Annotated in this window: 10 protein-coding genes and 1 pseudogene; 7 read left to right on the plus strand and 4 right to left on the minus strand. The window is 59.6% G+C overall.

The window, feature by feature from the left end:
* Positions 1–53 precede the first annotated feature (53 nt).
* Complete coding sequence (gene acnB, locus BZK31_RS25175) at positions 54–2,657, minus strand: bifunctional aconitate hydratase 2/2-methylisocitrate dehydratase (RefSeq protein ID WP_083185970.1); 2,604 nt, start codon at positions 2,655–2,657, stop codon at positions 54–56.
* A 401-nt stretch (positions 2,658–3,058) separates the two neighbouring features.
* Here acnB and BZK31_RS25180 point away from each other — a divergent pair, with 401 nt between their 5' ends.
* The 5 genes and pseudogenes from BZK31_RS25180 to BZK31_RS25200 all read left to right on the plus strand — a co-directional run.
* Positions 3,059–3,529, plus strand: a complete 471-nt coding sequence (locus BZK31_RS25180; protein ID WP_083185971.1) for a DUF1289 domain-containing protein — start codon at positions 3,059–3,061, stop codon at positions 3,527–3,529.
* 82 nt (positions 3,530–3,611) lie between these two features.
* Entirely contained in the window at positions 3,612–4,223 is a 612-nt protein-coding gene (locus BZK31_RS25185; protein ID WP_083185972.1) for a MiaE family protein, read from the plus strand.
* Between the two features lie 150 nt (positions 4,224–4,373).
* A complete protein-coding gene (locus tag BZK31_RS25190) occupies positions 4,374–4,859 on the plus strand; it encodes a MarR family winged helix-turn-helix transcriptional regulator (protein WP_083185973.1) in 486 nt (161 codons plus the stop codon).
* 75 nt (positions 4,860–4,934) lie between these two features.
* Positions 4,935–6,143, plus strand: a complete 1,209-nt coding sequence (locus tag BZK31_RS25195) for an HlyD/EmrA/EmrK family protein (RefSeq protein ID WP_083185974.1) — start codon at positions 4,935–4,937, stop codon at positions 6,141–6,143.
* Between the two features lie 51 nt (positions 6,144–6,194).
* Positions 6,195–7,745, plus strand: a pseudogene (locus BZK31_RS25200) (DHA2 family efflux MFS transporter permease subunit); the annotation flags it as partial.
* A 78-nt stretch (positions 7,746–7,823) separates the two neighbouring features.
* Here BZK31_RS25200 and lpxH read toward each other — a convergent pair.
* Positions 7,824–8,585 carry a UDP-2,3-diacylglucosamine diphosphatase gene (lpxH, locus tag BZK31_RS25205; RefSeq protein WP_083185976.1) on the minus strand — a complete coding sequence of 254 codons (762 nt, stop codon included), beginning with the start codon at positions 8,583–8,585 and terminating at the stop codon, positions 7,824–7,826.
* Complete coding sequence (locus BZK31_RS25210) at positions 8,582–9,085, minus strand: peptidylprolyl isomerase (protein ID WP_083185977.1); 504 nt, start codon at positions 9,083–9,085, stop codon at positions 8,582–8,584. The genes lpxH and BZK31_RS25210 overlap by 4 nt, the downstream gene beginning before the upstream one ends.
* Positions 9,086–9,292: 207 nt before the next feature.
* On the opposite strand from BZK31_RS25210, the gene BZK31_RS25215 reads away from it, so the two are divergent.
* Both BZK31_RS25215 and cysS read left to right on the plus strand, forming a co-directional pair.
* The gene (locus BZK31_RS25215) at positions 9,293–10,987 is read left to right on the plus strand and encodes a glutamine--tRNA ligase/YqeY domain fusion protein (protein ID WP_083185978.1); all 1,695 of its coding nucleotides are present in this window, start codon (positions 9,293–9,295) and stop codon (positions 10,985–10,987) included.
* A 22-nt stretch (positions 10,988–11,009) separates the two neighbouring features.
* Positions 11,010–12,392 (plus strand): cysteine--tRNA ligase, encoded by a 1,383-nt coding sequence (gene cysS, locus BZK31_RS25220; protein ID WP_083185979.1) that lies wholly within the window; start codon positions 11,010–11,012, stop codon positions 12,390–12,392.
* A gap of 75 nt (positions 12,393–12,467) precedes the next feature.
* On the opposite strand, the gene BZK31_RS25225 is transcribed toward cysS, so the two are convergent.
* The gene (locus BZK31_RS25225; RefSeq protein ID WP_083185980.1) at positions 12,468–14,306 is read right to left on the minus strand and encodes a sigma-54-dependent Fis family transcriptional regulator; all 1,839 of its coding nucleotides are present in this window, start codon (positions 14,304–14,306) and stop codon (positions 12,468–12,470) included.
* Positions 14,307–14,379: the final 73 nt, after the last annotated feature.

Raw genomic sequence — 14,379 nt, forward strand, 5'->3', positions numbered from 1 at the left:
AAGTGAACAGCATTACGCACCAGGCGGGGTTTTTTCAACGCTGTGTTTCGCTATTACGCTTGAACGACCGGGATGTTGGCGTTCGCTGCGGCTTCACGGAACTCGGCGATCTGATCGAAGCTCAGGTAGCGGTACACGTCCGCTGCCATGGTGTCGATCTGGTTGGCGTAACCCATGTACTCCTCGACGGTCGGCAGGCGACCCAGGATCGATGCGACGGACGCCAGCTCGGCCGAGGCCAGGTAGACGTTCGCGCCGTCACCCAGACGGTTCGGAAAGTTACGGGTCGATGTCGACACCACGGTCGAGTTCGGCTCTACACGTGCCTGGTTACCCATGCACAGCGAGCAGCCTGGCATTTCCATGCGCGCGCCAGCCTTGCCGTAGATGCCGTAGTAGCCTTCTTCGGTCAATTGATGAGCGTCCATCTTGGTCGGCGGCGACAGCCACAGGCGTGTCGGCAACTGGCCCTTGACCTGATCCAGCAACTTGCCCGCAGCGCGGAAGTGGCCGATGTTGGTCATGCAGGAACCGATGAACACTTCGTCGATCTTCTCGCCCTGTACCGAAGACAGCAGGCGGGCATCGTCCGGGTCGTTCGGCGCGCAGAGCACAGGCTCTTTGACGTCGGCCAGGTCGATCTCGATGATTTCGGCGTACTCGGCGTCCTTGTCGGCTTCCAGCAGCTCCGGATTGGCAATCCAGGCTTCCATCGCCTGAGCGCGGCGTTCCAGCGTGCGAGGATCACCGTAACCCTGTTCGATCATCCAGCGCAGCAGGGTGATGTTGGAGTTCAGGTATTCGATGATCGGCTCTTTGGCCAGCTTGATGGTGCAACCGGCAGCCGAACGTTCGGCCGAGGCGTCGGACAGCTCGAAAGCCTGCTCGATGCTGAGGTTTTCCAGACCTTCGATTTCCAGAATGCGGCCGGAGAACGCGTTCTTCTTGCCTTTCTTCTCTACGGTCAGCAGGCCAGCCTGAATCGCGTAGTAAGGAATGGCGTGAACCAGGTCGCGCAGGGTGATGCCAGGCTGCAGTTTGCCTTTGAAGCGAACCAGGATCGACTCGGGCATGTCCAGCGGCATGACGCCGGTGGCAGCGGCGAACGCGACCAGACCGGAACCGGCCGGGAAGGAGATACCGATCGGGAAGCGGGTGTGCGAGTCGCCGCCGGTGCCGACGGTATCCGGCAGCAGCATGCGGTTCAGCCAGCTGTGGATGATGCCGTCGCCCGGACGCAGGGAAACACCGCCGCGGGTCATGATGAAGTCAGGCAGCGTGTGGTGCGTCTTGACGTCGATCGGCTTCGGATAGGCTGCGGTGTGGCAGAAGGACTGCATGACCAGGTCGGTCGAGAAGCCCAGGCAGGCCAGGTCTTTCAGCTCGTCGCGGGTCATCGGGCCAGTGGTGTCCTGAGAACCGACGGTGGTCATCTTCGGTTCGCAGTAGGTACCTGGGCGGATGCCTGCAACGCCGCAAGCCTTGCCGACCATTTTCTGCGCCAGGGTGAAACCCTTGGTGCTTTCGGCCGGCTGGTCAGGGCTCTTGAACAGGTCGAAGGCGACCGGCATGCCCAGTTCGGCGCGTGCCTTGGTGGTCAGGCCGCGACCAATGATCAGCGGGATACGGCCGCCGGCACGGACTTCGTCCAGCAGCACCGGGGTCTTCATTTCGAAGGTGGTGATGACTTCGTCGCTGTCGTGCTTGCAGACCTTGCCAGCGTACGGGTAGACGTCGATCACATCGCCCATGTTGATGTTCGAGACATCGAACTCGATAGGCAGGGCGCCCGCATCTTCCATGGTGTTGTAGAAGATCGGAGCGATCTTGCTGCCGAAGCAGAAGCCGCCGGCGCGCTTGTTCGGCACGTAGGGAACGTCGTCGCCGAAGAACCACAGTACCGAGTTGGTCGCCGATTTACGGGAGGAACCGGTACCGACCACGTCACCGACGTAGGCGATAGGGAAGCCCTGGCCGCGCATTTCTTCGATCTGCTTCATCGGGCCGATGGAGCCTTGAACGTCCGGAACGATGCCGTCACGGGCCATTTTCAACATGGCCAGGGCGTGCAGCGGGATGTCTGGGCGCGACCAGGCGTCAGGAGCAGGCGACAGGTCGTCGGTGTTGGTTTCGCCGGTGACCTTGAACACACGCAGGCTGATCTTGTCGGCCAGCAGCGGACGCTTCTTGAACCACTCGCCGTCGGCCCAGGACTGAAGAACGGCCTTGGCGTGAGCGTTACCGGCCTTGGCTTTTTCGGCCACGTCGTGGAAGGCATCGAACATCAGCAGCGTGTGCTTGAGTTGTTCGGCAGCGACAGGTGCCAGTGTGGCGTCGTCGAGCAGTTCAACCAGAGTGACGATGTTGTAGCCACCCTGCATGGTGCCCAACAGTTCGGTTGCGCGCTTCTTGTCGATCAGGGGAGAAGTGGCTTCGCCCTTGGCCAGGGCGGACAGGAAACCGGCCTTCACGTAGGCAGCCTCATCAACGCCTGGTGGAACGCGGTTGGTGATCAGATCGACAAGGAAGGCTTCTTCGCCAGCCGGGGGATTTTTCAGCAGCTCGACAAGGCCTGCGGTTTGTTCGGCGTTAAGCGGCTGGGGCACGATACCCTGGGCGGCACGCTCTTCGATGTGTTTACGGTAGGCTTCAAGCACAGTATTACCCTCATCAGTGGTCCCAAATGGGTGTCCGGGACGCTCATCCAGAAATTGTCCGTACCCACGCAAGGCTTTGAAGTCTTGTTGGCAGGGTGTCGGCAATTCCTAACAGAAGCTGTTTTCAAAGTTTTACGCCTGCAGGACGGGAGGGAATGGCGGTCGACACAGCCATTCTTGATGAGGGAATGGCCTGTCGACGCCGCACTGCGGGATTAACTTGACTGTGCTCGTGACGCTTTGAAAACAGCTTCCAACGGACATTGGCGCCTTAAAAGGCTCGCTGATTCTACGGCAAATCTGCGCTAAAGGTAAGTTAGCCCCTACATCTTCGGGGGTGAAAGTGCTTAGACAAAGGACTAACATGAGCCCCTGTTTCGCCTTCCCAAGCCTCGCCAGTCATGCCTGATCACATCATCAAAACACCCTGCGTCGGCCTTTGCTCCACTGTTTACGGGGACTTGGTGTGCCGTGGCTGCAAACGCTTCCATCACGAAGTCATCCACTGGAACGGTTACAACGAAGACGAAAAAAGAGCGGTCTGGTTGCGTCTGGAGCAGTTGCTGGTTCAGGTGATGACCGCCAAGCTGGAAATCTTCGATGCCGACAAACTGCGCTTGCAGCTGACCCAGCGCAAGATTCGCTTCGTGCCGCATCAATCCGAGTATTGCTGGGCCTATCAGTTGATCGCCCGCGGTGCGCGAGTGATCAGCCAAGTCGATGCCTACGGCTTCGTGCTGTTGCCGGAATTTCGCAACTGGTCGCTGCCCGAGCTGCGCGATGCCATCGACCGGGAATTCTTCCTGCTCTCCGAAGCGCACTATCAGCGTTATATCGCACCGGGCTTTCTCCGGGACGCGTTCGGCGCCTGATTCACCCTGCTGTTTTTGTCTCGCGAGCCGGCAATACCCCTCGTATAATGCCGGGCTTTGTCTCTCCGTCATCAGTGAGCCTATGTACCCGATCCCTGAAATCGAAGCCTTTCTGCTTTGCCGGACGCCCGACAGTTGGGTCCAGGCCGCACTGCGCAACCTGGATATCCTGCTGATCGACCATGCGAACAATGAGAAGAAGGCGGCCGGGGCGGCGTTTCAGTTCATGTTCCAGTACAACGACAAGTTCGACCTGCTGGCCAAGATGTCGCGTCTGGCCCGCGAAGAACTGCGGCATTTCGAGCAGGTGATCAGCATCATCAGGAAACGCCAGATTCCGATGGCCAATATCAGCTCGGCGCGTTATGCAGGCGCACTGCGCAAGCGTGTGCGCAATCACAACCCTTACCGGTTGACCGATGCGCTGATCGTCGGGGCCATCGTGGAGGCTCGCTCCTGTGAGCGCTTTGCCGCGTTGGTGCCGCATCTGGATGAAGACCTGGCCAGATTCTATGGCAGTTTGCTCAAGTCCGAAGCGCGGCATTTTCAGGACTACCTGAAACTGGCTTACACCTACGGCGACAAGGCTGATGTGGATGCCAAGATCGAAGAAATCCGCTTGGCGGAACGTGAATTGATCGAAAGTCCGGATGAAGAATTCCGCTTTCACAGTGGTGTGCCGATCGCCGCCTGACTCATACAACTGACCCCAACAAAACGACCGCCTTACCAGCGGTCGTTTTTTTATGTCGATTTAGTAAGCAAGCTAACAAATGCTTTGACAATGGCTGTCTAGGCAGTAATATTTTGTAATCACTGCCTAGGCAGCTTTCTGGGTGATCTCTTGAAACATTTCAGTCCCGACAATTTCGACTCCAGCCTCATCGGGTTGCTGGTCGGCCGCACCAATGCGCTCAAAGACCGGATGCTGGACAAGTACCTGCTGCCCTACGACGTGACGTTCGCGCAGTTCAAGGTGCTGATCATCATTGCCCAGTTTTCCACCGATACGCCGGTGGAGATGTGTCGGCACCTGTCGTTGGACAGCGGGTCGATGACCCGCATGCTCGATCGTCTCGAGCAGAAGGAGCTGATCGTGCGCACCCGTTCGGCCACCGACCGCCGACAGGTGCATGTCGCGTTGACGCCTCAGGGCCAGAAGCTGTCCGACCTGCTGCCGCAGATCGGTGCTGACGCCATGAACGACACCTTCGCGGCACTCGATGCCGAAGAGGTGGAGACCTTGCGCCGGATCCTGACCAAGGTGCTGGTGGCGGCAGATGACCACATCACCCTGACTCGCCTGAGCTTCAACGCCAAAGGCAAATAACTCACGACTATCAGAAGTCGGGGGCGGCCGGTTCGGCCGAATCCCGGCCGTATCGCCGACTACAAGGTACTTGTCATGGCCACTGCCGCCGCTGAAAACACATCTGCTCCCGAATCGAAAAACCAGAAACCCGGCAAGCGCAAATTCCTGCTGGTCGGTCTTGCGATCGTCGTTGTCCTCTGCGGCCTGGCCGTTTGGGCCTGGTATGAATTTTATGGCCAATGGAGCGAGGAAACCGACGACGCCTACGTGAACGGCAACGTGGTTGAAATTACTCCGCTGGTCACCGGTACGGTCATTAGCATCGCTGCGGACGACGGCGATCTGGTCCGTGAAGGTCAGGTGTTGCTGCGCTTTGATCCCAGCGACGCCGAAGTCGGTCTGCAAAGTGCCGAGGCCAATCTGGGCAAGGTCGTGCGTCAGGTTCGCGGTCTGTACAGCAACGTCGACGGCATGAAAGCCCAACTGGCTGCGCAACGTGCTGCCGTGCAGACGGCGCAGGACAATTACAGCCGTCGTCGCAGTCTGGCCGCAGGCGGCGCGATTTCCCAGGAAGAGCTGTCCCACGCGCGGGACCAGTTGACCAGCGCGCAGAGCGCCTTGAACAACATCCAGCAACAGCTGAGCACCAGCGTTGCGCTGGTCGACGATACCGTCGTGTCGTCTCACCCGGACGTGAAGTCCGCCGCGGCGCAACTGCGCCAGGCCTATCTGGCCAACGCGCGGACCACGCTCGTCGCGCCCGTCACCGGTTACGTCGCCAAGCGCACCGTGCAACTGGGTCAGCGTGTTCAGCCAGGCACGGCAACCATGGCGGTGATCCCGCTGGATCAGTTGTGGATCGACGCCAACTTCAAGGAAACCCAACTGGGCAAGATGCGCATCGGTCAGCCGGTGGAGATCAGTTCCGATCTGTACGGCGGTGACGTGAAGTACAGCGGCACCATCGACAGCCTCGGGGCAGGGACCGGCAGTGCGTTTGCCCTGTTGCCTGCCCAGAACGCCACGGGCAACTGGATCAAGATCGTCCAGCGCGTGCCGGTTCGGGTCCACATCAACCCTGATGAGCTGGCGCAACACCCGCTGCGGATCGGGCTGTCGACCACCGTGGAAGTGAATCTGCACGACCAGAGCGGTCCGGTTCTGGCGCAGCAGCCACCCAGGCAGGCGGCGTTCAGCACTCAGGTCTACACCGAGCAACTGGCCGATGCCGATGCCTTGATTGCGCGCCTGATCCATGAAAACAGCGCGGCCAGCGACAAAAGCAAAACCGCCCAGCGCTGATCTGCCCATTCGCATGCCCCGGCCGTCCGGTCGGGGCGTCGCCTACGTTTTCAGGGATTCGCGATGAGCAACAACGCCCCCGCATCTTTTACGCCCCCCAGCCTGCTGCTGTGCACCATCGGCCTGTCGCTGGCGACCTTCATGCAGGTGCTCGACACCACGATTGCCAACGTTGCGCTGCCTACCATTGCAGGCAATTTGGGTGTCAGTTCGGAACAGAGCACCTGGGTCATTACCTCGTTCGCGGTGAGTAACGCCATCGCGCTGCCCCTGACCGGCTGGCTGAGCCGCCGGTTCGGTGAGGTCAAACTGTTTCTGTGGGCGACCCTATTGTTCGTACTGGCCTCGTTCCTGTGCGGGATTTCCACCTCAATGCCGGAACTGGTGGGGTTTCGGGCGTTGCAGGGGATTGTCGCCGGTCCGCTTTATCCGATGAGCCAGACCTTGCTGCTGGCCGTCTATCCGCCCGCAAAGCGCGGCATGGCGTTGGCGTTGCTGGCGATGGTCACGGTGGTTGCGCCCATTGTGGGGCCGATTCTGGGTGGCTGGATCACGGACAGTTACAGCTGGCCGTGGATTTTCTTCATCAATATCCCGATCGGGCTGTTTGCTGCCTTCATCGTAAGGATGCAGATGGCCAGCCGACCGGTCAGCACCGTTCAGCAACCGCTGGACTATGTGGGCCTGATCTCTTTGATCATTGGCGTCGGTGCGCTGCAGGTCGTGCTGGATAAAGGCAATAACCTGGATTGGTTCGAGTCGAATTTCATTGTGATCGGCTCGCTGACTTCACTGGTGGCGCTGTTGGTGTTCGTGATCTGGGAACTGACCGACAAACATCCCATCGTCAATCTGCGGTTGTTTGCGTACCGCAACTTTCGCATCGGTACGTTGGCGATGATTGGCGGCTACTCTGCCTTTTTCGGCGTCAACCTGCTGTTGCCGCAGTGGCTGCAGACCCAGATGGGCTACACCGCGACCTGGGCAGGTCTGGCGTTGGCCCCGATCGGCATATTGCCCGTGCTCATGTCGCCCTTCGTCGGCAAATACGCGCACAAGTTCGACCTGCGCCTGTTGGCCGGTCTGGCGTTCCTGGCCATGGGCCTGAGCTGTTTCATGCGCGCAGGGTTTACCAATCAAGTGGATTTCCAGCATGTGGCCATGGTGCAACTGTTCATGGGGATTGGCGTGGCGCTGTTCTTCATGCCGACCCTGAGCATCCTGTTGTCTGATCTGCCGCCCAACCAGATTGCCGACGGCTCGGGACTGGCTACGTTCCTGCGCACCTTGGGCGGCAGCTTCGCGGCATCATTGACCACCTGGATCTGGATTCGCCGCGCCGAGCAGCACCATGCCTATCTGAGCGAGAACATCAGCAGTTACGATCCGGCAACACGCCACGCGCTGGATGCCTTGGGCGGCGCAAGCCCGCAGGCCTATGCGCAACTGGAACAAACGCTTAACGGGCAGGCGTACATGATGTCGACGGTGGACTATTTCTACATGCTCGGCTGGCTATTCGCCGGGCTCATCCTTCTGGTCTGGCTGGCCAAACCACCGTTCGCCGCCAAGGCAGGTCCAGCGGCGGGGGGAGGGCATTGATCGAGGCGCGTTTCTTATGCATCTGCAGGTCAGGCAAGTCGACAGGCATTGCATAAGAGACAGCGTCTCAACCAAGGTTTACAGCGACGAGGGCAGTGCCGGGGTGTGGTTTTCTGCCGGCGCGAAATCGAACGAACCCAGGCTGAACCCTTGTTCGTCCACTTGCAGCGCCCAGCCCTGGCGATCCCAGTCGCCCAGCACAATGCGCCTGGCGGCGGCGTCACCGATCTGCAATTTATGGATCGCAGGGCGGTGGGTATGACCGTGAACCAGCGTGCGCACGCCATACGCCTGCATGATCCGCGGCACTTCTTCCGGGGTCACGTCAACGATATCGTTGGCTTTCATGCTGGTTTTCGCACGGCTCTCATTGCGCAGCTTGCGCGCCAGCTTGTGACGGGTGCTCAGCGGCAGGTGGCGCAGAATGAAGAGGGTCAGTGGATGGCGCAGGTAGCGGCGCATCCTGATGTAACTTTCGTCGCGCGTGCATAGGCTGTCGCCGTGCATCAACAGCACCGGCTCACCGTTCAACTGCACCACGGTGGGGTCGCTCAACAGCGTACAGCCCGCTGCCTTGCAGAAACCCTGGCCAATCATGAAGTCACGGTTGCCATGCATCAGAAAAATTCGCGTACCGCTGTCGCTCAATTCGCGCAGGGCTTTGCAGATCGAAAGCTGGAACGGCGACATGGCGTCGTCACCGATCCAGGCTTCGAAGAAATCCCCGAGGATATACAGCGACTCGGCTGTACGAGCCCGGCCAGCCAGTAGATCCAGAAACGCCCGGGTAATGTCCGGGCGTTCTTGCTCAAGGTGCAGATCGGAGATCAGCAGTATCACTCAACGATCTCGGCTTTCTCGATGATCACGTCTTCGACCGGAACGTCCTGGTGGCCGGCTTTGCTGCTGGTGGCCACGCCTTTGATTTTGTCGACGACTTCAGTGCCTTCAACGACTTCGCCGAACACAGCGTAGCCCCAGCCCTGAGTGGTCTTGGCGCTGTGGTTCAGGAAGGCGTTGTCGGCCACGTTGATGAAAAACTGAGCGGACGCCGAATGCGGTTCCATGGTGCGAGCCATCGCGACGGTGTACTTCTTGTTCGGCAGGCCGTTGTCGGCTTCGTTCTGGATGCTTGGGCGCTTGTCTTTCTTTTCTTTCATGCCCGGCTCGAAACCGCCGCCCTGGATCATGAAGTTGCCGATCACACGGTGAAAGACGGTGTTCTCATAGTGGCCAGCGTTTACGTATTCGACGAAGTTGGCAACGGTTACCGGCGCCTTTTCTGCGTTCAATTGCAGAACGATGTCACCGTGGTTGGTAGTCAGTTTTACTTTGGACATATCGAAGTCGCTCTCTTGGCGTTCATGAAGGGGCGCAATATCACCCTGACGCGCAGTTTACAGGCGAGGTTACATTTTTCGCGCTTTTTGCCGCTTTTCTGCCCGCAAACGTGCAGTCTGTTGTCAGGGCCTTGACAGCTTCGGCTATGATAAGCGCTTTGATTTAGTCGGCCTACCCTGGCCGCGCACAGTATGTCCAAGGATCTTATGAGCAAGCCCACTCCAGAACCCGCTGCGAATTCAAAGGCAGGCCCTGTCGTACCGACCAACTTCCTGCGTCCGATCGTGCAGGCTGACCTGGATTCAGGCAAGCACACCCAGATCGTGACCCGCTTTCCGCCGGAGCCCAACGGCTACCTGCACATTGGTCATGCCAAGTCGATCTGTGTGAATTTTGGCCTGGCCAAAGAGTTTGGTGGTGCAACGCACTTGCGTTTCGACGACACCAACCCGGCCAAGGAAGACCAGGAATACATCGACGCCATCATGAGCGATGTGAAATGGCTGGGCTTTGAGTGGGCAGGCGAAGTGCGTTACGCCTCGCAGTATTTCGATCAACTGCATGACTGGGCTGTCGAGCTGATCAAGGCCGGCAAGGCCTATGTGGATGATCTGACCCCCGAACAGGCCCGCGAATACCGTGGCACCCTGACCGAGCCGGGCAAGAACAGCCCGTTCCGTGAGCGCAGCGTCGAGGAAAACCTGGACCTGTTCGCCCGCATGAAAGCCGGTGAGTTCGAAGACGGCGCTCGCGTGCTGCGGGCCAAGATCGACATGGCCTCGCCGAACATGAACCTGCGCGACCCGATCCTTTATCGCATTCGTCATGCGCATCACCACCAGACCGGTGACACGTGGTGCATCTACCCCAACTACGACTTCACCCACGGTCAGTCGGATGCCATCGAAGGCATTACGCACTCGATCTGCACCCTGGAATTCGAAGGCCACCGTCCGCTGTACGACTGGTTCCTGGATAACCTGCCGGTGCCATCGCGTCCGCGTCAATACGAATTTTCCCGGCTGAACCTGAGCTACACCGTCACCAGCAAGCGCAAGCTCAAGCAACTGGTCGATGAAAAGCACGTCAGTGGCTGGGACGACCCGCGCATGTCGACGTTGTCGGGCTTCCGTCGCCGTGGTTACACGCCGGCTTCTATCCGGAATTTCTGTGAGATGGTCGGCACCAACCGCTCCGACGGCGTGGTGGATTTCGGCATGCTCGAATTCAGCATTCGTGATGACCTGGACCGCAACGCGCCGCGTGCCATGTGCGTTCTGCGTCCATTGAAAGTCGTGATCACCAATTATCCGGAAGGCCAGGTCGAGAAGCTCGAACTGCCGCGTCACCCGAAGGAAGACCTGGGGGTGCGCGAGTTGCCGTTCGCTCGCGAGATCTACATCGATCGCGACGACTACATGGAAGAACCGCCCAAGGGCTACAAGCGCCTGGAGCCCAATGGCGAAGTGCGCCTGCGTGGCAGCTACGTGATCCGTGCCGATGAAGCCATCAAGGACGCCGACGGCAACGTCGTCGAACTGCGCTGCTCCTATGATCCGGACACGCTGGGCAAGAACCCCGAGGGTCGCAAGGTCAAGGGCGTTATCCACTGGGTTCCGGCTGAGGCCAGCGTGGAATGCGAAGTGCGTCTGTACGACCGCCTGTTCCGCTCGCCGTCGCCGGACAAGACCGCTGACGGTGCCACTTTCCTGGAAAACATTAACCCTGACTCCCTGCAGGTACTGACCGGTTGTCGTGCTGAACCATCGCTGGCTCATGCGCAGCCGGAAGACCGGTTCCAGTTCGAGCGCGAAGGCTACTTCTGCGCCGACATCAAGGATACAAAACCTGGTCGTCCGGTCTTCAACCGCACAGTGACATTGCGGGATTCCTGGAGCTGAGGCTGTACACGGGGGTAGGAAAGTGCTTTCCATTTACAACACGCTCACCAAGAGCAAAGAAGTATTCAAGCCGCTGGATGGCAACAAGGTACGCATGTATGTCTGCGGGATGACCGTGTATGACTACTGCCACCTGGGCCACGGCCGCAGCATGGTCGCCTTTGATCTGGTGACCCGCTGGTTGCGGTTCAGCGGTTATGAGCTGACGTATGTGCGCAATATCACAGACATCGACGACAAGATCATCAATCGTGCACGCGACAACGGTGAGTCCTTCGACGCACTGACCGCGCGCATGATCGACGCGATGCATGAGGACGAGGCGCGCCTCAATATCCTCAAGCCTGACATGGAGCCGCGTGCCACCGATCATATCGCCGGCATGCACGCCATGATCCAGACCCTGATCGATAAGGGCTATGCCTACGCGCCGGGTAATGGCGACGTGTACTACCGCGTCGGCAAGTTCGTCGGCTACGGCAAGCTGTCGCGCAAGAAGATCGAAGACCTGCGTATCGGCGCTCGTATCGAAGTGGACGAGTCCAAGGACGATCCGCTGGACTTCGTGCTTTGGAAGGGCGTCAAGCCGGGTGAGCCGAGCTGGGATTCGCCTTGGGGGCCGGGACGCCCGGGCTGGCACATCGAATGCTCGGTGATGTCCACCTGCTGCCTGGGTGACACCTTCGACATTCATGGCGGCGGCAGCGACCTCGAGTTTCCGCATCATGAAAACGAGATCGCCCAGAGCGAGGCGGCAACCGGCAAGACCTACGCCAATGCCTGGTTGCACTGCGGCATGATCCGCATCAACGGCGAGAAGATGTCCAAATCCTTGAACAACTTCTTCACCATTCGTGACGTGCTGGAAAAATACCACCCCGAAGTGGTGCGTTACCTGCTGGTATCGAGCCACTATCGGAGCGCGATCAACTACTCCGAAGACAGCCTGCGTGAGTCCAAGTCGGCACTTGAGCGCTTTTACCATGCGCTCAAGGGCTTGCCGGTTGCCGAGCCTGCGGGTGGCGAGGCGTTCGTCGAGCGTTTCTCCGCCGCGATGGATGATGACTTCGGCACGCCTGAAGCGTGTGCGGTGCTGTTTGAAATGGTGCGTGAGATCAATCGCCTGCGCGAATCCGATCCCGATGCGGCGGCCGGCCTTGCGGCGCGTTTGAAGCAGTTGGCCAGTGTGCTGGGTGTGTTGCAGCTTGAGGCCGACGAGTTTTTGCGCGCAGGCGCGGAAGGCCGTGTCGATGCTGCTGAAGTCGAGGCGCTGATTCAGGCGCGTCTGGCGGCGCGGGCGGCCAGGGATTGGGCCGAATCCGACCGCATCCGTGACCAGATCACTGCCATGGGTGTGTTGCTGGAAGACGGCAAGGGCGGCACCACCTGGCGTCTGGCTGACTGAAGCGCGGTTGCTTCGTGTGGGAGCTTGCTCCCACACGTTGCGCGGTGCGTCTTTAAGCAGCGAACGGTGAAGCCTTTACCCGCCTTGCTGTTCGCGCAGCCGCTTGTACAGGGTGTTGCGACTCACGCCCAGGCGCTTTGCCAGTTGTGAAATATTTCCTCCGGCGGCCTGAAGCAGATGATTCAGGTTTTCGTTCGACTTCAGGCTGATGGAAGCGCTTTCCGGCTCGCGCGGCTCGTCGATTCCGGCATCCAGGAAGAAATCCTCGGGCAAATGTTCTGTGCCGATAGGCTGATCGTCAGCCAGCGCCAATGCCACTTGAATCACGCTGTTCAACTGACGAATATTGCCCGGCCAAGGGTGATGTTCGAACAGCTCAAGCACTTCCCTTGAAAACCCGGCACGCTGATGCGGGTCTCGATGCCGCTCCCAGATCCGCTGGATGAGTGCATGTTTATCGGTTCTTTCGCGCAACGGCGGCAGTTCGATGTTCAGGCCGCTGATCCGATAATAGAGGTCCTGACGGAAATGCCCGGCCTGCACTTGATCGCGCAGCGTGCGGTTGGTGGCCGACACCAGTCGGATATCGACCGGATACACCTCGCCGCTGCCCAGCGGCTGAACGCAGCGCTCCTGCAGCACCCGTAACAGACGCGCCTGCACCGACAGCGGCATGTCGCCGATCTCGTCCAGAAACAGCGTGCCTTTGTCAGCCTTGCGTATCAGACCGATATTGCCCTTGTGGCTCGCGCCGGTGAACGCGCCTTTGGCGTAGCCGAACAGTTCCGCTTCCACCAGATCCGCCGGGATTGCCGCGCAATTGACCGCCATCAACGGTTCACTGGCGCGTGAGCTGGCCTGATGCAGCGCTTTGACGAACACCTCCTTGCCGACCCCGGTTTCGCCATGGATCAGCAACGGTATGTCTTTCTCCAGAAGGCGCTGCGCCTGGAGCACGGCCTTTTCGATCCTGGCATCGCCCAGGCTGACGGCCTCCAGATCGAGAGGCAGCGCCACGACCGGCGTTGGCGAGGCTGGCACCGCATGCAATTGCAGCGGTTTGCGTCGCGGGCGCTTGATCAGGCATTGAAAACGGTTGTTGCCGAACGCCTGCAATGCGAAGGGCCGGGCTTCGGGCTCGCTGAGCAGTTGCAGGATCGGGCACCTGAACAGGGTTTCGATGTTTACCCCGCTAAGCTGCATCCCCAGCAGATTGTCGGCGCGTCGATTGGCGCAGAGAATCTGGCCGCTCTCGTCGAAAATCAGCAGGCCCGCCCACTGGCTGTCCAGATTGTTGAGGCCGGTGTTGAAGATCAGTTGGAAATGGGTGTCGCGAAACTGGTCCAGTATCAGCCTGTTTTCCACCGACTGACTCATCATCTTGACCATGCCCAGGGTATGGGAGGGCGGCAGGAAGCTGTCGCTGGACACATCCAGTACCGCAATGATGCGCCGCTCTGCATCGAAGATCGGCGATGCAGAACCGGTCATGAAACGGTTGGCCTTGAGAAAGTGTTCGTCAGGTTCGATGTGGATGGCCTGCTCACAGGCCAGCGCCGTGCCAATGGCATTGGTGCCGGTGCCGCGTTCGCTCCAGCTGGCCCCGGCCAGAAACCCCTGATGCGATGGATCGCCAAATCGCTGAGCACCCCACGACTTGAGCAACTGGCCCTGAGGGTCGGCCAGCAGGATCAGGCAGTTGGAGTTGCTGAGTATGTTCTCGTAGACCGGCAGTACCTCCTGATGGGTGGTCTGCACCAGTGCGTTGTGGCGTTCCAGCAGGCGGGAGACCTCCGGGCCGGGCAACTGGCCGAAAGATGGGCGCGTCTGATGGCTGAGACCGAAGTCCCTGCAACGTGTCCATGAATCGCGAATGATGATGTCGTGAGCGAGCGAAGTGTTGGGTTGAGCCATGGCAAGGCCTGCAGGATGACGTTGTTTTTATTTTCAGGTCTCGTCGCGTGTCCATCCTGGCGTGCAACGTCTC

It is taken from the genome of Pseudomonas floridensis (genome assembly GCF_002087235.1).
Taxonomy (GTDB): Bacteria; Pseudomonadota; Gammaproteobacteria; order Pseudomonadales; family Pseudomonadaceae; genus Aquipseudomonas; species Aquipseudomonas floridensis.

Bases quoted from the DNA above. Each gene is read 5' to 3' on its own strand.
- BZK31_RS25185 (WP_083185972.1), top strand. From the start codon at position 3,612: ATGTACCCGATCCCTGAAATCGAAGCCTTTCTGCTTTGCCGGACGCCC.
- BZK31_RS25225 (WP_083185980.1), bottom strand. From the start codon at position 14,306: ATGGCTCAACCCAACACTTCGCTCGCTCACGACATCATCATTCGCGAT.
- BZK31_RS25180 (WP_083185971.1), top strand. From the start codon at position 3,059: ATGCCTGATCACATCATCAAAACACCCTGCGTCGGCCTTTGCTCCACT.
- BZK31_RS25195 (WP_083185974.1), top strand. From the start codon at position 4,935: ATGGCCACTGCCGCCGCTGAAAACACATCTGCTCCCGAATCGAAAAAC.
- BZK31_RS25215 (WP_083185978.1), top strand. From the start codon at position 9,293: ATGAGCAAGCCCACTCCAGAACCCGCTGCGAATTCAAAGGCAGGCCCT.
- BZK31_RS25210 (WP_083185977.1), bottom strand. From the start codon at position 9,085: ATGTCCAAAGTAAAACTGACTACCAACCACGGTGACATCGTTCTGCAA.